20 protein-coding genes and 1 tRNA gene are annotated in these 21,514 nt (G+C 56.5%); 17 read left to right on the forward strand and 4 right to left on the reverse strand.

Features of this window, described 5'->3' with window-relative positions:
- From OZX62_RS04915 to OZX62_RS04970, 12 genes are all read left to right on the forward strand, one after another.
- The gene (locus OZX62_RS04915) at nucleotides 1-1,191 is read left to right on the forward strand and encodes a glycosyltransferase family 4 protein (protein ID WP_277176897.1); all 1,191 of its coding nucleotides are present in this window, start codon (nucleotides 1-3) and stop codon (nucleotides 1,189-1,191) included.
- A 53-nt stretch (nucleotides 1,192-1,244) separates the two neighbouring features.
- Nucleotides 1,245-2,003: a YebC/PmpR family DNA-binding transcriptional regulator gene (locus OZX62_RS04920; protein WP_277176898.1), complete on the forward strand. Its 759-nt coding sequence runs from the start codon at nucleotides 1,245-1,247 to the stop codon at nucleotides 2,001-2,003.
- Between the two features lie 6 nt (nucleotides 2,004-2,009).
- Complete coding sequence (gene ruvC / locus OZX62_RS04925; RefSeq protein ID WP_277176899.1) at nucleotides 2,010-2,591, forward strand: crossover junction endodeoxyribonuclease RuvC; 582 nt, start codon at nucleotides 2,010-2,012, stop codon at nucleotides 2,589-2,591.
- Nucleotides 2,592-2,729: 138 nt separating this feature from the next.
- On the forward strand, nucleotides 2,730-3,347 hold the full coding sequence (gene ruvA / locus OZX62_RS04930; protein ID WP_277176900.1) for a Holliday junction branch migration protein RuvA: 618 nt from the start codon (nucleotides 2,730-2,732) through the stop codon (nucleotides 3,345-3,347).
- A gap of 6 nt (nucleotides 3,348-3,353) precedes the next feature.
- Nucleotides 3,354-4,415 carry a Holliday junction branch migration DNA helicase RuvB gene (gene ruvB, locus OZX62_RS04935; RefSeq protein WP_277176901.1) on the forward strand — a complete coding sequence of 354 codons (1,062 nt, stop codon included), beginning with the start codon at nucleotides 3,354-3,356 and terminating at the stop codon, nucleotides 4,413-4,415.
- A gap of 87 nt (nucleotides 4,416-4,502) precedes the next feature.
- On the forward strand, nucleotides 4,503-5,045 hold the full coding sequence (locus tag OZX62_RS04940) for a preprotein translocase subunit YajC (RefSeq protein ID WP_277176902.1): 543 nt from the start codon (nucleotides 4,503-4,505) through the stop codon (nucleotides 5,043-5,045).
- Between the two features lie 86 nt (nucleotides 5,046-5,131).
- The gene (locus tag OZX62_RS04945; RefSeq protein ID WP_277176903.1) at nucleotides 5,132-5,713 is read left to right on the forward strand and encodes an adenine phosphoribosyltransferase; all 582 of its coding nucleotides are present in this window, start codon (nucleotides 5,132-5,134) and stop codon (nucleotides 5,711-5,713) included.
- Nucleotides 5,714-5,774: 61 nt separating this feature from the next.
- Complete coding sequence (gene sucC, locus OZX62_RS04950; RefSeq protein ID WP_277176904.1) at nucleotides 5,775-6,971, forward strand: ADP-forming succinate--CoA ligase subunit beta; 1,197 nt, start codon at nucleotides 5,775-5,777, stop codon at nucleotides 6,969-6,971.
- Nucleotides 6,968-7,903 carry a succinate--CoA ligase subunit alpha gene (sucD, locus tag OZX62_RS04955; protein ID WP_277176906.1) on the forward strand — a complete coding sequence of 312 codons (936 nt, stop codon included), beginning with the start codon at nucleotides 6,968-6,970 and terminating at the stop codon, nucleotides 7,901-7,903. Before sucC ends, sucD begins: the two co-directional genes overlap by 4 nt.
- A gap of 83 nt (nucleotides 7,904-7,986) precedes the next feature.
- Nucleotides 7,987-9,273: a DUF6350 family protein gene (locus tag OZX62_RS04960; RefSeq protein ID WP_277176907.1), complete on the forward strand. Its 1,287-nt coding sequence runs from the start codon at nucleotides 7,987-7,989 to the stop codon at nucleotides 9,271-9,273.
- Between the two features lie 26 nt (nucleotides 9,274-9,299).
- Entirely contained in the window at nucleotides 9,300-10,967 is a 1,668-nt protein-coding gene (purH, locus tag OZX62_RS04965) for a bifunctional phosphoribosylaminoimidazolecarboxamide formyltransferase/IMP cyclohydrolase (RefSeq protein WP_277176908.1), read from the forward strand.
- Between the two features lie 148 nt (nucleotides 10,968-11,115).
- Nucleotides 11,116-11,403 carry a DUF3017 domain-containing protein gene (locus OZX62_RS04970; protein WP_277176909.1) on the forward strand — a complete coding sequence of 96 codons (288 nt, stop codon included), beginning with the start codon at nucleotides 11,116-11,118 and terminating at the stop codon, nucleotides 11,401-11,403.
- 33 nt (nucleotides 11,404-11,436) lie between these two features.
- On the opposite strand, the gene OZX62_RS04975 is transcribed toward OZX62_RS04970, so the two are convergent.
- On the reverse strand, nucleotides 11,437-12,447 hold the full coding sequence (locus OZX62_RS04975) for an aquaporin (protein WP_277176910.1): 1,011 nt from the start codon (nucleotides 12,445-12,447) through the stop codon (nucleotides 11,437-11,439).
- Between the two features lie 185 nt (nucleotides 12,448-12,632).
- Here OZX62_RS04975 and OZX62_RS04980 point away from each other — a divergent pair, with 185 nt between their 5' ends.
- The 3 genes from OZX62_RS04980 (at nucleotide 12,633) to OZX62_RS04990 (ending at nucleotide 15,988) form a co-directional block, all read left to right on the forward strand.
- Nucleotides 12,633-13,409 (forward strand): pseudouridine synthase, encoded by a 777-nt coding sequence (locus OZX62_RS04980; RefSeq protein ID WP_277176911.1) that lies wholly within the window; start codon nucleotides 12,633-12,635, stop codon nucleotides 13,407-13,409.
- Nucleotides 13,406-15,541 carry a bifunctional cytidylate kinase/GTPase Der gene (gene der / locus OZX62_RS04985; RefSeq protein WP_277176913.1) on the forward strand — a complete coding sequence of 712 codons (2,136 nt, stop codon included), beginning with the start codon at nucleotides 13,406-13,408 and terminating at the stop codon, nucleotides 15,539-15,541. The genes OZX62_RS04980 and der overlap by 4 nt, the downstream gene beginning before the upstream one ends.
- 373 nt (nucleotides 15,542-15,914) lie before the next feature.
- Nucleotides 15,915-15,988 (forward strand) — tRNA-Pro (locus tag OZX62_RS04990).
- 441 nt (nucleotides 15,989-16,429) lie between these two features.
- Here the strand turns inward: OZX62_RS04990 and OZX62_RS04995 are convergent.
- From OZX62_RS04995 to OZX62_RS05005, 3 genes are all read right to left on the reverse strand, one after another.
- Complete coding sequence (locus OZX62_RS04995; RefSeq protein ID WP_277176914.1) at nucleotides 16,430-17,716, reverse strand: site-specific integrase; 1,287 nt, start codon at nucleotides 17,714-17,716, stop codon at nucleotides 16,430-16,432.
- Between the two features lie 42 nt (nucleotides 17,717-17,758).
- On the reverse strand, nucleotides 17,759-17,965 hold the full coding sequence (locus tag OZX62_RS05000; RefSeq protein WP_277176915.1) for a hypothetical protein: 207 nt from the start codon (nucleotides 17,963-17,965) through the stop codon (nucleotides 17,759-17,761).
- A 774-nt stretch (nucleotides 17,966-18,739) separates the two neighbouring features.
- Nucleotides 18,740-19,030 (reverse strand): helix-turn-helix domain-containing protein, encoded by a 291-nt coding sequence (locus OZX62_RS05005; protein ID WP_277176916.1) that lies wholly within the window; start codon nucleotides 19,028-19,030, stop codon nucleotides 18,740-18,742.
- Between the two features lie 563 nt (nucleotides 19,031-19,593).
- Here OZX62_RS05005 and OZX62_RS05010 point away from each other — a divergent pair.
- Both OZX62_RS05010 and OZX62_RS05015 read left to right on the forward strand, forming a co-directional pair.
- The gene (locus tag OZX62_RS05010; RefSeq protein WP_277176917.1) at nucleotides 19,594-21,021 is read left to right on the forward strand and encodes a helix-turn-helix domain-containing protein; all 1,428 of its coding nucleotides are present in this window, start codon (nucleotides 19,594-19,596) and stop codon (nucleotides 21,019-21,021) included.
- On the forward strand, nucleotides 21,018-21,485 hold the full coding sequence (locus OZX62_RS05015; protein WP_277176918.1) for a WhiB family transcriptional regulator: 468 nt from the start codon (nucleotides 21,018-21,020) through the stop codon (nucleotides 21,483-21,485). The genes OZX62_RS05010 and OZX62_RS05015 overlap by 4 nt, the downstream gene beginning before the upstream one ends.
- Nucleotides 21,486-21,514: the final 29 nt, after the last annotated feature.

Consider the following 21,514-nt stretch of genomic DNA (forward strand, 5'->3'; position numbering starts at 1 on the left):
ATGTCCTATGTAGAAAACGATGGAACCAACCAGCGCCCGGACCCGCTTCACGGCAGGAAACTAAATGTTGGCATCATCTCGCCGTATTCGTTCGAGACTCCTGGCGGAGTGCAGTTCCATATCCGCGATTTCGCCGAAGAACTGATGAAACGCGGCCATAAAGTGGAAGTGCTGGCTCCGGGCCGACGCACCAGGGATATGCCGCTTTGGGTGACCACCAACGATTCCTCGTTTTCCATTCCATACAACGGTTCCGTTGCACGCCTGAGTTATTTCGGTTTCGTCGGGCCGCGTGCGCGCCGATGGGTCAAGCAGGGTCATTTCGATATCGTTCATCTGCATGAGCCCGAATGCCCGTCACTGAGTCACAAGCCGCTTACCATGATTCACCATCCGCCGTTCGTCGGGACGTTCCATGCGGCTTTCGACCCGTATCCGTTGGTTCTGCGGTTTTTCCAAGGTTATTTAAGGCAGTATCTCTCACCACTTTCGGCGGGTATTTGCGTTTCCGAGGCCGCCAAGCAGGTGGTCGACCATTACGGCCCGCGCGATATCGAATATGATGTCATTCCCAATGGCATCAATTGCAAGTTCTTTGCCACCGCCCAGCCCAAAGCCGCTTGGCTTGGCACTCCAGAACGACCGACCATCGGCTTCTTGGGACGCATGGGGGAGGCCCGCAAGGGATTCTCCGTTTTCGCGCGCGCTGCAAATGACATCATCAAACGCTACCCTTCGGCACGCTTCCTTTGTGCCGGCACGGGGGAGCAGGACGCACTGAAGATTCTCGGCAAGGTCGATCCGAGCGGAATGTTGTCCAAACGCTTCGAATTCCTCGGTCGTATCAGCGATAAAGACAAAGCCCGGTTCTACAAATCGCTCGATGTCTACGTCGCCCCACAAACCGGGGGAGAAAGCTTCGGCATCGTATTGGTGGAGGCCATGGCCGCCTCGTGCGCTGTGGTATCCAGTGACCTTGATGCCTTCGCGGCCGTCGCACAGGACGGCGACGATGCGGCGTTGTTTGCCAACGGTGATGGGCATGATTGTGCCCGGCAGATAATTTCGCTGCTGGACAATCCGGAGCGTCGTGAACACTTGCGGCAGGCGGGCTTTGAACGTTCCAAACGATATGACTGGCCGGTGGTGGCCGATCGGGTTCTGGAGGTCTACGCCCGCGTATTGTCGTGAAACCGCTTTAAAATTGTTACGTTTAACGTATTCGTATACCTGCTAGGAGCAATATGTCAGGGCATTCCAAGTGGGCGACCACTAAAAACAAGAAGGCCGCCATCGATTCGAAGCGCGGCAAGCTGTTCGCCAAACTCATCAAGAACATCGAAATCGCAGCACGTCTGGGCGGCGGCGACCCCGACGGCAATCCGACGCTTTACGACGCCATCGTCAAGGCCAAGAAGTCCTCGATGCCGTCCGACAACATCAAGCGCGCCATCAAGCGTGGGTCCGGCGCCGAAGCCGGTGCCGCCAATTACGAGAGCATCACTTACGAAGGCTATGCGCCTGCGGGCGTGGGCCTGATCATCGAGTGCCTCACCGACAACCGCAACCGTGCGGCCGCCGAAGTGCGTTCCACACTGACCAAGGGCAATGGCTCGCTGGCCACCTCCGGTTCCGTGAGCTTCAACTTCGAGCGCAAGGGCCAGATCGTGGTTCCTTCCGAAGGGCTTGATTATGACAAGCTGTTCGAGCTCGCGGCCGAAGACGGTGCCGAGGATGTGCGTGACGAGGGCGAGGTCTATGTCGTCGTCACCGCTCCCGAAGATATGGTTGCAGTGCGCGAGGCGCTGCAGAAGGCCAACATCGACTATGATTCGGCCGATCTGGTGATGATTCCCAAGACCGAGGTTGATTTGAGCCTTGAGGATGCACAGAAGGTTTCCAAGCTCATCGACAACCTCGATGACCTCGACGATGTGCAGAACATCTACAGCAACTGGACCGCCTCGGATGAGGTTATGGAACAGCTGGATGCAGAGGAGTAATCCGCTGTGATTATTCTTGGCGTCGACCCCGGGCTTACACGCTGCGGGGTCGGTGTGATTGAAGCCGACGCATCGCGCCGGCTTTCTTTTGTTCACGTCGATGTCGTGCGCAGTGACCCGCATATTTCGCAGGATCTGCGCCTGCTGGCCATCTACAACGGACTTGTCTCTAAAATCGACAGGTTTTCGCCTGATACGGTTTCCATCGAACGCGTGTTCGCTCAGGAGAACCGCAACACCGTACTGGGCACCGCTCAGGCGGCCGGGCTAGCCATGCTGGCGGCGGCTCAACGTGGCATTCCCGTGGCTTTGCACACGCCGACGGAAGCCAAGATGGCCGTTACCGGCAACGGACGAGCCGAAAAGATCCAGGTGGAACGCATGGTCGCGCGCATTCTGAACCTCAACAAGATTCCGGAACCTGCCGATGCCGCCGATGCCTTGGCACAGGCGATATGCCATGCGTTGCGGCCGTCCGGCGCGCTTCAAGGCGGGGAACGTGAGCAACATCTGACTCTGGCCCAACGCCAATGGGCCCAGGCTCAGCAGCACGCCAAGAAACGCCACAGCGTCGATAGGGGCATGTAAGCTATCGAACAGATGTTCGAATATTGAAAATGCTTGGGTTCTTGGTTTTAGGCCCTTGCATTTTCTTGATTTGCGCAGTATTGGCAAATATACGCTTTGTACCGAGCAATCGGCACAGTTCAACGGCTTGGAGTGGCAATGATAGGGATGCTCAACGGCAGGGTGGAAGGCGTCGGGGATGTCTCCGCCTTGATTGACGTCAACGGCATCGGTTTCGAAGTGCGTATGCCTGCAGCCGAACTTTCCGCGTTGCATTCCGGTCAGGAAGCCAAAGTGTTTACTTCACTGAACGTCTCGCAAGATGCCATCGCGTTATACGGATTCCTATCACAATCTTCAAAACGCATGTTCCTGCAATTGCAGAAGGTCAGCGGCATCGGCCCGCGTGTGGCGTTGTCGTTGCTCTCCACGCTTCCGCCGGACAAGCTTGCGAAAACCGTTATGGACGGAGACGCAGCAGCACTGGCAAAGGCTCCGGGCTTGGGCAAAAAAGGCGCGCAAAAAATCATCCTTGAGCTGCGCGGCTCCATCAACCTCGATGAAATCGAAAGCGGGAGAGCCTCAGCCGAACCAGAATACGATGCGGGCACCACAGAGGTCATCGAAGGTCTTGTTTCCTTGGGATGGCGGGAAAATGACGCGGCTCACGCCGTCACCAAGGTCTGCAAAGACAATGGCATCGAGACTCCACTACAGAATTCGGATATTCCCAAAGTTCTGAAACTGGCATTGACATCTTTGGATCGGGGGCGCTAAATCATCATGGCAGAGACCAACGGACCACAATCCAATAAGGGAGTCGACGAGCAATCGTTGCGTATGATTTCCTCCGAACCCATCGGTAACGAACCGGTCAGCGATGAGGAACTTCGCCCGCGAGCACTGGAAGGTTTCATCGGTCAGCCGCTGCTCAAGGCGCAGCTACAGCTTTTCCTCGATGCCGCAAGGAAACGCGACGTGCCGCCGGACCATATCCTGCTTGCCGGCCCTCCGGGACTTGGCAAGACCACGTTGGCGATGATTGTGGCCAACGAGTTGCAGGTGCCCATTCGCGTCACTTCTGGCCCCGCGATTCAGCATGCCGGCGATCTGGCTTCGATTCTGAGCTCTCTCGACGAAGGTGAAGTGCTCTTTATCGACGAGATTCACCGCTTGCCGCGACCGGCGGAAGAGCTGCTGTATATCGCCATGGAGGATTTTCGTGTCGATGTGATGGTCGGCAAAGGGCCTGGCGCTTCCTCCATTCCGCTGACATTGCCTCGTTTCACCGTCATAGGCGCCACCACACGCGAGGGCATGCTGCCTTCTCCGTTGCGTGCCCGTTTCGGGTTCACCGCTCATCTGGATTTCTATCCGCATGAGGAGCTGGAACGGTTGATCGAACGGAGCGCTGGCGTGCTCGGCATCAATCTGGCCGACGGCAGCGCCCGGCAGCTTTCCCTGCGCAGCCGCGGCACGCCTCGTATTGCCAACCGTCTGCTGCGGCGTGTCCGTGACTGGGCTATCGTCCACGACCTCGATGAGATTGGCCCCGACGACGTCCAGGCGGCATTGGAGCTCTATCAGATTGATTCCGAAGGTCTTGACCGGCTTGATTTGGCGGTTTTGAATGCCATCGTCAAGAATTTTGACGGCGGCCCGGTCGGCCTCAACAATCTTTCGGCGATGGTAGGCGAGGAATCCGAAACGGTGGAAACCGTCTGCGAGCCGTATCTGGTACGCGAAGGGTTCCTGGTACGTACGCCGAAAGGCAGGGTCGCGACGCAAAAAGCGTGGCAACATCTGGGCTTGACACCGAAAGATGATGTCAACAAGTTATTCTAAAATCCGATACGGTAGGTATGTAGATATCAGCGAGTTTGGCATCTTCAGCAAGTCCGTATGTAACGTTTCGTCCGATTGGAGTTCCCTGTGAGTGGTGGCAATTCGATCATTCTTTTCGTCTTTATTATCTTGATGATTGCCGTGATGTGGTGGCAATCGCGCAAATCGAAGCAACAGCAGCAGAAAGTCCAGGATTTCCGCACTTCGCTGCAGCCCGGTGAGTTGGTGCAGACCATCGGTGGCATCATCGGTAAAGTCGTTTCCGTCGATACCAAGTATGAAGAGATCGTCATCGATTCCGAAGGCTCGAAGATGCGTTTCATCTTCCGCGCCATCAGCAAGAAATATGAGCGTCCGGCCTACATCGATGATGACGAAGTGGACGAAGACGGTAACCCGATCGTCAGCGACGATGAGGATTCCGCCAATGACGCAGAAGATGCCGACACCACTGAGAACCAGACGTCATCATCTGATAATCAGGCACAAAAGCCCTTCGATGGCGACAGTGAAAACGACGAAACTGAACAAACGTCGGATGACGATGAGGAAAACGCGGACGATGCTTCTGCCGAAGATTCTTCCAAGGAAGATGCCAAGGCTGAAGAAGACAGCGGGGAAACCAAGTAATTCCTCGTTCATAGGTGTGGGGCCGAAACGAAAGTACGGTTCCAAAAATTCAGTAATTAATGGCCACTAGGCAGTAAGGCTTGCTCATGACACAATCGGATATCACCATCACAGAGCTCGGCAAGGTCGGTGCAGAGGATGCACAATACATGGCTTCGCTCATTCGCACCATCCCCGGTTTCCCGAAAGAGGGTGTGCTGTTCCGTGATTTCATTCCGGTGCTTGCCGATGCACGCGGATTCTCTATCATGATCAAGGCGCTTGAATTGGCACTGCCGGTTCCTGCGGATTCCTTTGACTATATCGCTGGTCTGGAAGCCCGAGGATTCCTCATTGGCCCGCCGCTGGCGGCCAAACTCGGCAAGCGTTTCCTCGCGGTGCGCAAGGCCGGAAAACTGCCTCCTGAAACCATCGGTGAAAGCTATTCGCTTGAATACGGTGAGGCAAAGGTCGAAATCGAAAAAGAAGCGGTCAAGCCTGGCGACAGGGTGCTGATCGTCGATGATTTGATTGCTACAGGCGGCACAGCAAAGGCTGCTGCAGACCTGATCGTCAAGGCAGGTGGCGAGGTCGTCGGTTTCAGCTTTGTGATGGAGCTTATCGGCCTTACCGGACGCAGCGATCTGGGAGATATGCCAATCAGCTCATTGGTCACTATGCCAGCCTGACGCCGATTGTCAGTTGTCTAACGCATAGGTTGAATGAGCATTTATCGGATAAGAGGATTCCATGGATCTTTATGAATATCAGGCACGGCAGCTGCTTGCGGAACAAGGCATCGATACCCCCAAGGGAATATTCGCCCAGAATTCCCATGAGGTTGCCGAGGCGGCTGACGAAATCGGCTATCCTTGCGTCATCAAAGCGCAGGTCCGCACCGGACATCGTGGTCAGGCAGGCGGAGTGAAGCTCGCGAAAACGCAGGATGAAGCCATTCTTTCCTCGGAGCAGATTTTGCCGATGACGATTCGCGGCCACAAGGTCAACGGCGTTCTGGTAGCCGAGGCCAAGAACGTGCTCCATGAGTATTACGTTTCGATTTCCCTCGATCGGTCCTCCCGGGATTTCGACGTTCTCGCGACGGCCAACGGTGGCACCGAAGTCGAGGAAATCGCGAAAGAACATCCTGAATCGGTCAAGCGCCTGCATATCAGCGCCCTGCAGGATTTCGACTTGGATGCCGCCCGTAAAATGGCCGAATCCATTGGTTTTTACCATGCCGATGTCGATCAGGCCGCAGACGTGCTTTTGAAGATGTGGAAATGCTTCAAAGACAACGACGCGACCTTGGTCGAAATCAATCCTCTGGCCAAAATCGGCGATCCGGATGACGAATCTTCAAAGAAGCTTTGTGCGCTTGATGCCAAGATTTCTTTGGATGACAACGCTGCATTCCGTCACGACGGATGGCAACGTTTCGCTGACACCACCCACACCGATATGTTCGAGGAGAAAGCCAAAGAACACGGGTTGCATTATGTACATTTGAAAGGCGAAGTCGGTGTCATCGGCAACGGTGCAGGCCTGGTGATGAGCTCACTCGATGCCGTCTCCGGTGCAGGAGAGGATCAGGGAACCGGCGTGAAACCGGCGAACTTCCTCGATATCGGGGGAGGGGCTTCGTCAGAGGTCATGAGCACCAGCCTTTCCATCGTGCTCTCCGACCCGCAAGTCGAATCGGTGTTCGTCAATGTTTACGGTGGTATCACCGCATGCGATGAGGTGGCCCACGGCATCCTTGAAGCGCTCGAGAAGCTGAATGTCTCCAAACCGATTGTCGTTCGTTTCGACGGCAACGCCGCAAAGGTCGGCCTCAAGATACTCGAAAACGCGCATAATCCCAACATCCACGTCAGTGGCACCATGGAGGAAGCGGCACAAGAGGCCGCAAGGCTCGCCAAGCCCGCTAAGGAGGCCACGAAATGACACTCTTCATCGAAGACAATGCCCCGGTCATCGTTCAGGGAATGACTGGCCACCAAGGCATGACCCATACTGCTCGTATGCTCAATGCGGGTACCAATATCGTTGGTGGTGTCAATCCGCGTAAAGCCGGTAAGAACGTTTCCTTCCATATCGATGAAACCGGCGACGATATCGCGGTCCCGGTCTATGCGACCTGTGGCGAGGCCAAGGAAGCCACTGGTGCCAAGGCAAGCGTGATTTTCGTACCTCCACGTTTCGCAAAAGACGCGATGCTCGAAGCCATCGAAGCCGGGATTGGTCTCATTGTCGTCATCACCGAAGGCATTCCCGTGGCCGACACGGCCTATTGCGTCGAACTTGCCTTGCGAAAAGGCATCAGAATCATCGGGCCCAATTGCCCCGGACTGCTGAAACTTCCTGAGACCAATGATTCCGACGACAAGGGCATCAATCTCGGTATCATCCCCGACGGCATCGTTTCCTCGGGGCCACTTGGCCTGGTTTCCAAATCCGGTACGCTGACCTACCAGCTTATGGGCGAACTCTCCGACATCGGCTTCACCGCTTGCATCGGAGTAGGTGGAGATCCCATTGTCGGCACGACGTTGGTCGAAGCGTTGCAGCAGTTCGAAGCTGACGATGCCACCAAAGCCGTCATCATGATCGGAGAAATCGGCGGCAACGCCGAACAGGACGCTGCAGCTTGGGCCAAAGAGCATATGACCAAGCCAGTCGTTGCCTATATCGCCGGATTCACCGCTCCCGAAGGCAAGCAGATGGGCCATGCCGGCGCCATCGTCTCTGGAGGCAAAGGAACCGCGCAGGATAAGAAGGAAGCGCTCGAAGCCGCAGGAATTCCGGTGGGTAGGACTCCCGGCCAGGCGGCGCAGCTGATTCGCAAGATGGTGGACGGCGGTACTTCCAAGGCATGAGCAAAAACCAGCGGCCATGGATAAAAGGGGTTCTGATAGCCCTTGGCGGATCCGTGATTTTCACGGTGTGCCTAGGGCTTTTCATGGCGTTGACTTTGCTGGTTGTCTCCATGGAAGAGGGCGGGGGCACACTTTCCGGCCAGTCGGTTCCGTTGACGTTGGCAATTGTGCTTCTGAGTCAAGGTGCGAGTTTCCGAGCGGGGGCCATCACATTGAGCATTGTGCCGCTCTTCCTGATGTTTTTGCTTGTCTGGCTGATAGCATGGCTGACCAAAGTGCTTTCCGGAAGCCCCAAGGCCTACGTAACGGGCCTGCTGCTGTGGGTGGCCATCATGTGGGTGTTTACGCAGAACGTCGCCGTCATCCTTGAAGACCCCATCTGGTTGGTCATGGTCAAGACGGCCATCGTTTTCACCGTCGGTTTCCTGTGTGGCGCTTTGCCGCAGTCGAAATTGATGAAACGGTGCGTCGCATTCATCCGCGACAACATCTCCGATCGTCTTGCCATTGCCCTGAAACTCGGATTCACCAATACGATTGCGCTGCTTCTGGGCTATCTGACCATCGGCTTCATCACGGTGATGGTTTGGGTCGTCACCAACCAAAGCGCTATGGTACGTGTCTTCCACTTGGCCAACATGCAGACCGGTTCCCGGATCATGACCACGATCTGCACCTTGGCGTGGCTGCCGAACCTTTGTCTGTGGGCGATTTCCTGGCTGTTCGGTTCAGGTTTCACCATCGGAGACCTCGCATCATTCACGTTATGGAACGACCACGCTGCAGGCCTTCCAGCAGTGCCGATTTTCGCGATATTCCCGCAAGCTGTATCCAATGACATCCTCCGCGTCTGCTTCATATCGATTCCACTCGTTTGCGGCTTCCTTATCGGTGCTGTCGAACTGTTCTTGCCGCGCTGCTTCGCCATCGGTGCCGGCAAACCAGAAGAGCCGGTGAACATCGGCAGAATCATCGGCCAGTTCATTTACCCAATTCTTTCCTTCTTCCTTACCAGCGCCTTGATGGCGTTGCTGATGAATATCCTCTTCGGCCTCTCTTCTGGGGCTTTGGGACAGCACCGTCTTGCCCACGTCGGCGTGGATTCGGCCGCTTCCTCTCGGGTGGTATGCCTGCCCACCGCCCTTGGCTTCTCGTTCGCCTGGCTGCTCTCCGTCGTGGTCGTCGCCATGGTCTTTGCCATGCGATTGTTCTTCGGCTATCTGAGAGCCCAAGGCAAAACGAACGCCAACGAAAATGATGGTGCAGACGATAATAGCGATATCGGCAATGCCGTTTCCACAGCCTCAACTACTTCAGCCTCATCAGCAGCTACCGGTTCAACGCCGGAAGATGAGACGGAAATCCCATAATACCGCCGCAACAAAGGGAGAAACAGATGACAGAAACCAATCGCAGGATTCGGCGCGCCTTGGTCTCGGTTTACGACAAAACCGGTATCGAAGGACTTGCTGAAGCGTTTATTAAGGCCGGTACTGAAGTCGTTTCCACCGGTTCCACGGCTAAACGGCTCGCCGAGCTCGGTGTCGATGTCACCGAAGTGCAACAAGTCACCGGTTTCCCTGAAAGCCTTGGGGGACGGGTCAAAACGCTCGACCCGCATATTCACGCGGGAATCCTGGCCGATATGACCAATCCGGCACAGGCCGAAGAGCTCAAATCGCTCGATATCAAGCCGTTTGACATGGTCATCGTCAATCTCTATCCGTTCGCCGATACCGTCCGGTCAGGAGCGAATGAAGCCGATATCATCGAAAAAATCGATATCGGCGGACCTTCTATGATTCGTGGTGCGGCGAAGAACAGTGCCAGCGTGGCCGTCATCACCGACCCTGCTGATTATGCGTTGGCTGCCCGGCGTGTGGCCGACGGTACCGGATTCTCGGCAGAAGAACGTCGTTGGTTGGCTGCCAAAGCGTTCGAGACAACGGCAGCTTACGACGCTACCATTGCCGAATGGACCGGTAGACACTGGCCGAAGCCAGCAAACATTGTCGAAGACGCTTCTGCCGACACGCAAGATACAGACAAAGCGGAAGAGAACAAGCAGGCTGAAATCGACTCTGAAGTTTCACTGTTCCCTGAACATCTGACTCGTACGTGGGACTATGCGCATGGGCTTCGTTATGGCGAAAACCCGCACCAGCAGGCGAGCCTGTACGTCGATGCGCTTGACCAGACCGGTTTCGCGCATGTCGAGCAGCTCGGCGGCAAGCCAATGAGCTACAACAATTACGTCGACGCCGATGCGGCATGGCGTGCGGTCTGGGATTTCGCACCGCAGATTGCCGTGGCTGTCTGCAAGCACAACAATCCTTGCGGTCTCGCGATTGGCAAGACCGTTGCCGAAGCCCATCTCAAAGCCCATGCCTGCGACCCGATGAGCGCCTACGGTGGTGTCATCGCAGCGAACTCGACGGTGACTCTAGAAATGGCTCAGAACGTGCGTCCGATTTTCACCGAGGTCATCGTGGCGCCTGATTACGAGCCGGCGGCGCTGGAACTGCTCAAAGCCCACAAGAAGAACCTGCGCATTCTCAAGGTGGAGCAGCGGCCGCATACCGACATGCAGTTCCGTCAGATCGACGGCGGCATTCTGGTGCAGTCCATCGACCGAATCGATGCTCCAGGCGATAACCCGGCAAATTGGAAACTTGTTTCCGGTCAAGCCGCCGATACACAAACGCTTAATGACTTGGTCTTTGCATGGCATGCGATTCGCTGTGTCAAATCCAACGCTGTCCTGCTGGCGCATGACCAGGCGACGGTAGGCATCGGCATGGGGCAGGTCAACCGTGTCGATTCCTGCCATCTGGCCGTCGAACGTGCCAACACGCTTGCTGATGGCGCGAACCGTTCGAAGGGCTCGGTGGCCGCTTCTGATGCGTTCTTCCCGTTTGCAGACGGTGCCGAGGCTCTGATTGATGCCGGAGTAAAGGCCATTGTGCAGCCTGGCGGATCGATTCGTGATAAAGAAGTGATCGAAGCTGCACAGAAGCGTGGCATCACGATGTATCTGACGGGAACACGACACTTCTTCCACTGAGTCGGGCGTAGCGAAGCCCAGCTGAACTGAGTGGAACCGAGTAAAAACGCGGTTGCGCGTCAAACTTTCGATAACTTCATAAACTAAAATACCGGTACGCGGCTAAACTTGCTCACGTACCGGTATTTTTATCGTAAAAGGAATGACCATGTCCCACAAGCATCCGTATGTCTCCGAGAAGAACGAAGGCAAACCGCTGTTCGAATGGGGAGTGCTGGTTCTGGTCATCGTTTCTGCTGTCTTGGCAGGCCTTGGACATACGATGGCCGCCACAGCGGTATTCGCTGCGACGGCCATCATCACGGGACTTATCAGATTGATTTTGAAAGACCGAAGCCCTTGGAAAATCCGTTCAGTTGGATTCGACGCCTTTATCGGCATCACCCTGGGAATCGGACTGCTGGTCGTTTACTTCAGTATTCGGCTGATGATGTAAACGACGCTTTTCAATCGTTGTCAGTCAATCCAATCAGTCTTTGGTTTCACCGAAATTGATGCTTTCGACGGTTGCGTCATTCTCAGCATCAGCCTGAGTAGCTGAATCCTCAGTCTTGTTCGAATCGCCAAGGAACGGCATTTGGAAATCAGCGGACTGCTCAGAAGATTCAGGTTCTGCGTCTTCACTCTTGGAATCGTTGTCGTCCTTCTCCCAATCAGCTGTTACGTCAAGAGCTTCAACGTCTTCCTCATGCTTGCTGGAAAGCATTTGCGCGACGATGGCAACGATGGCGACGACGGCCGCGGCGAGAATCGAGCAGATCCAGAAGATCAGGAGCTGCTTCAACGGGTTTACGGCAAGACCCGCGTTGTTGGCAAAGATGGCGATGCCGGTGGCACGTGCAGGGTTGAGCGAGGCACCGGTAATCGGATAGGTGAAGGTGACACCGAGCGCGTATGCAACGCCCATGATGGCCGCCGCGTTCTTGGCAGCCTTGCCATCATCATCAATCGCACGCAGCGAAGCGGCTACCACGATGACCGTGGCGACGACCTCGACGATAATCGCGAAGAAAATGCCGAAACTCACGCCGGCCTGCTGCAGCTGTGCGGAGGAAATGGAACCCTGATCATAGCCGTTGACTGCGTTCGCGAACCACATCTTGGCCGGAGCGGCCTTGGAAGTCGGCAACACGAACTTGACTATTGCACCAGCTCCGATGCCGCCAAGAACCTGAGCGATGATGTAGCAAATGCCATTGATGAAATTGGTCTTGCCGGTCAGCATTGCCGCCAACGTCACTGCCGGGTTGAATTGACCACCTGAGAACTTGCCGAAGATGAAGGTCATGGCAGCGTAGGCCAGGCCCGTGGCTGCAGCGATCAGAATCGCGCTAGGGCCATAGAGCGATGGGCTCAGCGCAGAAACGAGATAAATAGCCAGAAAAATCAGGAAGCTGCCGACGAGCTCGCCCAAAATACCCGAAATCGAAATGGGCTTTCCATTCGTGCTGCCTGTGTGTTGTGCTTTTTGTTCCGTCATCAATTATTCCTTTTTATATATAAATTGACCGCCATACAACACAATATGATAGCAAGAGGGCGGTAATTACTGTATACTAGTGTCTAGTTGTGTTCATGTAGAAAGTATTACGTAGATACACAACGAATTCAGTACGCGACGAAACGTTGTATGAGAACGCTTCGCAAGGCCACGTTGGGAGAACGATGCCACACGCATATTCACACGCCGAAAAGGCGCATCACGAAAATTACGATGAGGGAATTCGCCTTCAAAAACTCTTGGCGCAGGCCGGTTTCGGCTCGAGGCGCAAGTGTGAGGAAATCATCACCGAAGGCCGGGTGGAGGTAGACGGGGAACTGGTGACCGAGCTCGGCACCCGCGTCGACCCTTCGAGCCAGGAGATCCGAGTCGATGGGTCGAGGATTCGGCTCAACAACAAGCACATCACCTTGGCGCTGAACAAGCCCAAGAAGGTGCTTTCCACCATGGACGACCCGAAGGGTCGCTATACGCTCCGCGACATCGTGGGCGACAAATACGAGCGCATTTTCCATATGGGGCGCTTGGATTACGAAACCGAAGGCCTCATCTTGATGACCAACGACGGCGAGCTCAGCCAACATGTTATGCATCCCCGATACGAAGTCAAGAAGACGTATATCGCCACGCTCGACGGACGCATCAGCGGCAACATCTGCCGACGTCTGGTCACCCAAGGCGTCAACCTGGACGACGGACTGATTAGGCTTGACCATTGCGCCATTATCGATTCCTCGCGTGACCAGACTATCGTCAAGGTCGTGCTGCATTCGGGCAAGAACCGCATTGTCCGCCGCATCTTCGGAGCTGTCGGCTTCCCTGTGCGCCGGCTCGTGCGTACGCAGATTGGACCCATCAAGCTCGGTGATCTGAAGCCGGGTTCGTACCGTGTGCTTTCGCAGACGGAAGTCCGCTCGCTCGCCAAGGAGGTAGGCCTGTGATACGAGTAGCCATTGACGGGCCCGCAGGCGTGGGCAAATCCTCGACTTCCAAGGCGTTGGCCAAGTATTTCGGCTATGCCTATCTCGACACTGGTGCCATGTACCGCGCCGCAGCCTGGTGGTGCCTTAAGCAGTGTGCCGATTTGGATGCTGATGTTGTTGATGAGCAGGCCATTACCGAAATGGTGGGGGATCTGTTCACCGGTGACCATTTTGATATTGGGGTTGATCCTGACGATCCGAAGGTTCTGGTGGACGGCGAGGACATCAGCGAGGCGATTCGTGATTCGAACGTCTCATCGCATGTCTCGAAGGTCTCGAATATCGTACCGGTACGGCATCTGCTGATTGCCGCGCAACGGGCGTATATCAACCGCGAGGCGTCCGTTGATTCGTTCTCGAAGGGTGCTGGAATCGTCGCCGAGGGACGTGACATCACCACTGTCGTCGCTCCGAATGCGGAAGTCCGTGTGCTTCTGACGGCACGCCCGGAAGTCCGCCAGGCGCGGCGTACCGGGCAATCTGCTGCGGGGGCTGGCGTTGGCGCCGATAACGTCATCGCCCGTGACAAAGCCGATTCCAAGGCCACGAGTTTTCTCGAAGCTGCCGATGGCGTGACGACCGTTGATAACTCTGATTTGACGTTCGAGCAGACGCTTGACAAGCTCATTTCGCTGGTCGATGCAGCCGCCGAAGAGCAGTCGTATAAGCAGTATGCCGCGAACCTCGAAGGTTACGACCTTGACGAGGAAGACGAAGCGCTGCTTGCCGGCGAGACGGTTGACGGCGATACTGCGGCCAAACAGAAGGCCGTCGGAGTACTCGCTGTGGTCGGGCGTCCGAACGTCGGCAAATCGACGTTGGTCAACCGTATTCTCGGTCGTCGTGCGGCCGTCGTGGAGGACACTCCAGGCGTGACCCGCGACCGCGTGAGCTACGACGCTGAATGGGCCGGAACTGACTTCAAACTGGTTGATACCGGCGGTTGGGAAACCGACGTCGAGGGCATCGAGTCCGCCATCGCCTCTCAGGCGCAGGTGGCCGTAGGGCTGTCCGATGCTGTAGTGCTGGTAGTTGACGGACAAGTTGGTATTACATCTACAGACGAACGCATCGTCAAAATGCTGCGAGAAAGCGGCAAACCGGTGGTGCTGGCCGTCAACAAGATCGACGACGGTTCCAACGAATATCTCGCCGCCGATTTCTGGAAGCTCGGCCTGGGCGAGCCTTACGGCATTTCCGCGATGCACGGCAGGGGAGTGGGCGACCTGCTCGACGTGGCCGTGGATACACTCAAAAAAGCCAAGAAGACCTCTGGATTCCTGACGCCGACCAACCTGCGCCGTGTTGCCCTGATCGGCAAGCCGAACGTGGGCAAATCCTCGCTGCTCAACGAGCTGGCGCACGAGGAACGCAGCGTGGTCAACGATCTGGCTGGAACCACACGCGATCCGGTCGACGAGGTCATCCGCATCGGCGACGAGGATTGGCTCTTCATCGACACCGCCGGCATCAAGCGTCGTCTGCACAAGCTTTCCGGCGCCGAATACTATTCGTCGCTGCGTACACAGGCGGCCATCGAGCGTTCCGAGCTTGCGCTGGTGTTGTTCGACGCTTCCCAGCCGATTTCCGACCAGGATCTCAAAGTGATGAGCCAGGCCGTTGACGCCGGACGCGCCATCGTGCTGGTATTCAACAAGTGGGATCTGATGGACGACTTCGACCGTCAGCGCCTCGAACGCCTGTGGCAGACGGAATTCGACCAAGTCACGTGGGCGCAGCGTGTCAACCTCTCCGCCAAGACCGGCTGGCACACCAACCGTCTGCTTTCGGCGATGAACACCGCGCTGGACTCGTGGGACAAGCGCATACCGACCGGCAAGCTCAACTCGTTCCTCGGCCGCGTCCAGTCCGCCCACCCGCACCCGTTGCGCGGTGGCAAGCAGCCGCGTATCTTGTTTGCGACACAGGCGTCGACACGTCCTCCGCGTTTCGTCATCTTCGCCACCGGTTTCCTCGAGCATGGCTATCGTCGCTACATCGAGCGCCAGCTGCGTGAGGAATTCGGCTTCGAAGGCACCCCGATCCAGATCTCGGTGCACATCCGCGAGCGCAAGTCGAAGAAAAAGTAAAAAAATAATACTGTTCCGGGAATCGTGGGTCGTGAGTCTATTTTGAGATTGCGACCCACATTTTTTATTTTTATATTTTATTGTTGAATCTGAACCACATTCTTATTGGTAAATCTGTATCGACGCCCCTCGTTGAGATTTGTCTTCAGCAAAAGACGAGGGTCATGCTTTTACGATGGTGTTGAGGCCTGTGGTATTTGGGCATATTTACAGAATTCGGCTTGTTATTACTTCACTGCTATTCGACACTTTTGACTTGCTGTTCCAAAGTTTCTACCTGTGCAACTCAGTCCCCAATATTCTCTGCGCCACGCCGATAGTAGTGGCACTGCCTCATTTGTGCTAAACTTTTTTCTCGGTGCTTTGCACTGTTCGGGTCGTAGCGCAGTTTGGTAGCGCACTTGACTGGGGGTCAAGGGGTCGCGGGTTCAAATCCCGCCGACCCGACGAGAAAAGCCTGGAATTCCAACGTTTTCAAGACATCGGAATTTCAGGCTTTTTCGATTCCAGACACGATTAGACACGATGACCGCAGACCTCCCTTGTTTTCGGCACCTGTGACGGGTACTTTCCGGATACCGGAATGCATGTTTTCCTTTATGTTGGATTGGTGATGAATCCCTTGTTTTCCGACGTTTTCAGGATATGGGCTGCGAACGTGTACCGGAAGTTTGGTGGTTTCGTCGCTGTGCGGTGGGTTCGAGGTGATGGACGTGTTGGCAGGGGATACCGGATTCAATATTTCAGTTCTACGGACGATGGCGACGGTTTCGATGGTGAAGAAAATATAAAAATCGTGTCTGAATCCTTCCGATACACGATTCAGACACGATTTTCGTTGTTGAGGTTCGAAGCAAACCAATAAACCGATTTCAGGGCGGTTTTCTCCTAGCCTGCCAGTTCAAGCGTCTTCGCTCTGGCGTCATCCACGGCGTCCGCGAGATCGTTAAGACGTTCCGGCCACAAGCCGGCGTAAGTGTCCAACGTGATGGTCGCGCTGCCGTGGCCCAGCTGCTTCTGCAGAGTTTTCACGTCGGCCCCGTTGGCTATCGCGATCGACGCGTAGGTGTGCCTCAGGGAGTGGATGGTGATGCCCTCGTCCTCCATGCCGGCAAGCTTCAGCGCCTTCCTCCATACACGGTTGCGCCAGTTCTTTACGTTCATCGCGCCCCCGCGTGCGGCCCGGAAGACAAAATCCTCCTGTGCCTGTTCCTTGATTTGCAACCGAAGTCCCGGAACAAGAAATCTTGGGATCGCCACATTCCGGCTTTTCCCGTTCTTGGGCTTTCCCAGAATTAGATGCCCGTTGCCGTCATCCGCCCATGTCCTGCGAATCGATGCCCTCCGGGTCGTGAGGTTGACGTCTTTTACCTTCAGCGCCAGCGCCTCGTCGATTCTGGTCCCTACATACGCCTGCCAGCGCACCAAGAGAGCATCTACCGGCCGTCCCGCGTTCTGGGCCTCGTCGGCAAGCAGCTCGACCTCGGATATGTCGAGGAACACCATGTCGTCGTTGTGCCTGTCCACTTTGGGAATGGTCACATTGCGTATCGGGTTGGCTGTTATCCATTGGTTGGTGAGCGCGTATTCGAATACGCCACCCATTACCACTTTGACGATGTTCCTGATGCTTCTGGGACTCAATGGTTTCGGGTCACGGTCTCCGGGAAGATCTGCCTTGTAGCCGCCTTCGGAGAGGGCCTTCACCCATTTCTGCAAAAGGGGAAGCGTGAATCCGCGCAGTGGGGTGGTGCCCCACTGGGGGTTTATATATACTCGTAATTCCCGTCGGTACCGGCCCAGCGTGCCGGGGCGAATATCGAGCTTGGTGGTCAGCCATTCCTCTGCGATGTCTCCGAAAAGACGGCTTTCCTGATGGGGGTCGCGATAGCGTCCCTGCCGGACGTCGTCCTCCATCCCCGCCTCGTATGCCTCGGCGTCGGCAAGCTTGTCGAAAGATTTGCTTTTTTGGATTTTGGTCCCGTCAAATCTTCTGTAGTACCAGCGTGCCCTCCAGCGTTTGCCGGTGCCATATAGGCTTGACCTCCATTTCTCCGGCACTCGGGCCTTGTATGGGTCGCGTGCGTTTGCAAGGCTGCGTTTCGCGGCTGGTGTTGCTGTGGTTCCGTCATCGGCTGTTTTCAACCATCTGTCGTCGATGAAAACTCGTGCCATAGCTGTTGTGATTCCTTTCGCGCGACGCGCGTGGAACCTCCTTTAAGGGTTCGTCTGTTGCGTCGTGTCTGTGCGCTCCGGACGGTGCGAGTCGAGCAACCCAGTTGGGGTGATTTGCCAAAGCTGGCACATCGCCTCGATGTCGCTTAATGCCCACTCCTGGTTGTCGTTGACTCGTTGGCGTACGTATGTCGCCCCGCGTCCGATGCGCTTGGCGAGTTCAGTTCCTGAAATTCGCCGTATTCCCATCTCGGCCCTTACCGCCGCTGACACCTCACGACCGAAAGGGCTAATTTCGATTTTCTTTCTGCCCATACGACCATCATAGCGCGTTTTTACGCTCTTACGCGCGTATTTTTAAAAAACACCGTCTGTTAAATTGACATTTACGCGTAAATACGCGAATAATTTCTTGTTTGGAGGTTTAAATGAGAAGCTACACACTCAGCAAGACGGTCGCTTCGCGACTTCGAGCCGTGATGGGTGCGCAGCGCATCCGAGTCGCAGAGCTATCGCGCGCCTGGGGTCAGTCTGCGGACATGACCTCGCGCAGGCTCAATGGTGATGTCGAGATTAGGCTCGGCGAGATCGGCATATTTGCGCAGCTCACCGGTTATCGGCCAGACGAATTTCTTGCCGATCGGTTCGAAGTGAAACTGAACCCTGCAAATGGTCCAATTCGGAAAGAAACGGGCCGTCAAAGGGGAACGGGGAGGGTCTATGGAAACCGATAACGACATCTTCGCAGCAGTAGCGCAGGAATTGCGGCCACTGAATACCACAAAGGACATTCATGACATCATCGGAATACCCGAATCGACTCTTTCCGAGTGGAGGGGTTCCGGAATCGGTCCGAAATGGGTGAAGATAGGTCGGCGAATCATGTATCCGAAGGAGGAGATAATAGCCTGCCTTCGGGCGAACCTGCATACTAACCGAGAGGAGTACTGAGGATGGAGAATAAACCAACCGTTGGTCGAACCTACAATTCGCAGCTGCTTCTCGCTTGTTTTCGCAATGGTGCTAGTCGGTTTGCCCGTTCAGGCTTGCCTTTACGCTTCTCATTAGTCTGTCGTCAAGCAGCGATTGAACGCTTGTCCCTAGAAACTCCGCAGTTTCAGCGAGATCGGGAACCGTCCATACGGTACTGCATTTCATTTTCGCGTACAAGGACTGGCGTGTTATGCCCAACGCGGCTGCCAGAGACGCTTTCGACAGCTTTCGGTCAGCAAGCAGCGCCGCGACGTTCCATGAAACGACGCGCTGCTCGTAACCGCCTGCAGGCTCTCTGTCGTCTTGTTTCTTGTCTGCCATGGATTCCCTGTTCTGCTGCCGATGATGCGACACTCATTTTAAGGCAACACTTGAAAAGAGTCAAACAACATATTACTATGACAGTTGTAAACTTACAAAGACTATTTTAAACTGACGTTTGCCATTTCCTGCCCAGGGTGGTGAAAGTCGGAGAAAGGGGGCTGTCTTCCGCCGTGCCCACGACGAAAGACAGCTATGCAATAACAATCCGCAGCGTTTTCGGGTCTTCTTTGGTAGGGATTCCCGAAAACGGTGCTTTGCATTGTCAGGAGTGTCATCGCACATGTTGAAGTGTATCAGGCGGTCGGGGACGGTATGCTCTCCCGCCGCATCCTATGTTATCCGTTTCATGATTGGCCGTGGTCGGACGCCTGCGCCCCCTCCGGGCGAGCCTGTCGGCCGGGTCACATGCATGCTCGCGCATCCTTCTTCGGGAGGACGGCGTTGAGCGCGGGTCAGGGGCTTGGTCTCCGACCGGTTCTTCTGTGGCTGGCCGTCTGGGGGACGGGGCCTTCGTTGTTCGCTGCCGGTGCGGTGCTGATTCGCATGGTCTGCCGTCATGTATGGGGCATCCGTATCGGGTGGATGACGGCGGCATCGTTGTCGGTGCTTGCGGTTTGCGCGCCTTGTCTATCGCTCCTGTGGCTGTTGTGCCGCGGGGATGGGGAAGGGCGGAAGCAATGAGCTGGCAGTGTACGTCGTGGGCGTTGCGTGAGGCCCCGTGCCCGAACGCCTCGGCTCGTCTGGTTCTGATCGCCTTGGCCGACAGGTGCCAGCCGGATGGCCGGTCGGCATGGCCGACCATCGAGACCCTGACGGCCGAGGCGCATTGTTCCAGGGCAACGGTCAAACGCGCCCTTCACGACATGGAGGCGCTCGGCGTCATCCGACGTGGCGACCAGGACCTCGCGCGCCATGACGAGCACGGCCGCTGGCTTGCCCCGCAATGGCGGCCCATCGTGTGGGAGTGCTGCATGAACGTGGCCTTGGAACAGGTCAGCGAGAAACCCGGCCGGAAGGCCAGGGCGGAACGCCAAGGCAGGAAAGGCAGAGGGCTCACAACGAGCCCTCAGCATGCTGAACCCGGAAGACCTGATTCCGGTGGGTCCAGAATGAGCCTGCAGACTGAAACGCGTTCCGGCCATGGTGAACCCGCAAGGAGGTACGCCGGTGAGCCGTCCGGAGGGTTCACTGGTGAGCCACTTGATAGGAAGACAGATATCACAACAAATAGAACAAATACCCCTCTCTCCCTACGGGAGACCTCCCCGCAAGGGGAGGCCACGCTTCGGAATGAAACCAAGAAAAGCGAGAAGAGTGAGGAAGACGTTGAGGCCGAGAGACTGTGTGCGGTGATGGCCGAGGTCATGCGTCGCGAGCCGAAACTGCCGGTGCCTCCCGTGTTGGAAGCGACGGCTAACCCGTCCCGTCCGCGACGCCGGGAGCTTGCGGCGGCGAACCGTCTGATTGCCGTACAAGGGCTTGCCCGTTGCCGAGTGGTCGCGCAATGGGCGCTGCTTCCGGCCGACGGCTCGCACGGTTCGCTCCGCGACGGGTTCTGGCGCAAGGTCATCACCGGCCCCGCCGCGCTGGAACGCAAATGGGACCGGATCGTCGCACAGATGGCATGCGATCCGAAAGGGGCCGTGATGCTGGCACAGGCCGGTGCCGGACCGGCCGAACGTCACCGGGCCATCAAGGTCTCCACGCCCAACGCCAGGGCCGTCCCGGTCTGGGGTGCGGGAGAGTTCCACACCACCGACGCCCAGACGCATATAGACGGCGACCTGCCCGGCTCCCAATGTCCGCTGTGCCGATACGACGAAAGGAACCGCGAGAACCACGGCCTCGGCAGGCGCAACGCCGAGGCCAGAAAAGCCCAGGAAAACGCCAAAACGAAATCCGATAAAGCGGGAGACCATCGCCGGTTCCATTTCATCGGCGGCGAAGGATACCGCAGGCAACTGGCCGGGAGGGGAAGCGCATCATGAACATCACCGGTAATCAGGGCAGCCGTACGCCTCTGTGCCGCCAGTTCCCGCGACGTTGGGCCGACCGCCTGTGGGGCTTGGACGAGGAACTGACCGGCACCAGGACGGGCCGCGAGCTCGCGAGGGCCGGCGCTCTGATCTGTCGGGAATGCCCGGTGAGGGTCGTATGCCTCGCTTCGGCCATCGTGCGCAAGGACCGTTCCGGCATCCTCGGCGGGTTGTCATGGACGATGCGCAAACAGGTCACCCGGCTCGCCGCCCTCGACGGGCTGCAACCGGAAGGCTCCGAACGCAAAAGAACCATGGACTTCGCCCGATGGCTCGCAGCGCACCCCGATGCCGTCGCCAAGGCCAGAAGCATCGAGTCGCGCAACAGGGCCTTTCGGCGCACCGCCGAGAAAGCCGCCAAAGCCGAAGACGGCCCCGAAGCCGAAGTGCGGTCGGCCCAGTCAGCGCTCTTTTGATGGACGGAACCCGGTTTGTGCCGGGAAAC

It is taken from the genome of Bifidobacterium sp. ESL0690, assembly GCF_029392315.1.
Taxonomy (GTDB): domain Bacteria; phylum Actinomycetota; class Actinomycetes; order Actinomycetales; family Bifidobacteriaceae; genus Bifidobacterium.

Bases quoted from the DNA above. Each gene is read 5' to 3' on its own strand.
- OZX62_RS04915 (WP_277176897.1), top strand. From the start codon at position 1: ATGTCCTATGTAGAAAACGATGGAACCAACCAGCGCCCGGACCCGCTT.
- OZX62_RS04920 (WP_277176898.1), top strand. From the start codon at position 1,245: ATGTCAGGGCATTCCAAGTGGGCGACCACTAAAAACAAGAAGGCCGCC.
- ruvA (WP_277176900.1), top strand. From the start codon at position 2,730: ATGATAGGGATGCTCAACGGCAGGGTGGAAGGCGTCGGGGATGTCTCC.
- ruvB (WP_277176901.1), top strand. From the start codon at position 3,354: ATGGCAGAGACCAACGGACCACAATCCAATAAGGGAGTCGACGAGCAA.
- OZX62_RS04945 (WP_277176903.1), top strand. From the start codon at position 5,132: ATGACACAATCGGATATCACCATCACAGAGCTCGGCAAGGTCGGTGCA.
- sucC (WP_277176904.1), top strand. From the start codon at position 5,775: ATGGATCTTTATGAATATCAGGCACGGCAGCTGCTTGCGGAACAAGGC.
- sucD (WP_277176906.1), top strand. From the start codon at position 6,968: ATGACACTCTTCATCGAAGACAATGCCCCGGTCATCGTTCAGGGAATG.
- OZX62_RS04960 (WP_277176907.1), top strand. From the start codon at position 7,987: ATGGCGTTGACTTTGCTGGTTGTCTCCATGGAAGAGGGCGGGGGCACA.
- purH (WP_277176908.1), top strand. From the start codon at position 9,300: ATGACAGAAACCAATCGCAGGATTCGGCGCGCCTTGGTCTCGGTTTAC.
- OZX62_RS04970 (WP_277176909.1), top strand. From the start codon at position 11,116: ATGTCCCACAAGCATCCGTATGTCTCCGAGAAGAACGAAGGCAAACCG.
- OZX62_RS04975 (WP_277176910.1), bottom strand. From the start codon at position 12,447: ATGACGGAACAAAAAGCACAACACACAGGCAGCACGAATGGAAAGCCC.
- OZX62_RS04980 (WP_277176911.1), top strand. From the start codon at position 12,633: ATGCCACACGCATATTCACACGCCGAAAAGGCGCATCACGAAAATTAC.
- OZX62_RS04995 (WP_277176914.1), bottom strand. From the start codon at position 17,716: ATGGCACGAGTTTTCATCGACGACAGATGGTTGAAAACAGCCGATGAC.
- OZX62_RS05000 (WP_277176915.1), bottom strand. From the start codon at position 17,965: ATGGGAATACGGCGAATTTCAGGAACTGAACTCGCCAAGCGCATCGGA.
- OZX62_RS05005 (WP_277176916.1), bottom strand. From the start codon at position 19,030: ATGGCAGACAAGAAACAAGACGACAGAGAGCCTGCAGGCGGTTACGAG.
- OZX62_RS05010 (WP_277176917.1), top strand. From the start codon at position 19,594: ATGGGGCATCCGTATCGGGTGGATGACGGCGGCATCGTTGTCGGTGCT.
- OZX62_RS05015 (WP_277176918.1), top strand. From the start codon at position 21,018: ATGAACATCACCGGTAATCAGGGCAGCCGTACGCCTCTGTGCCGCCAG.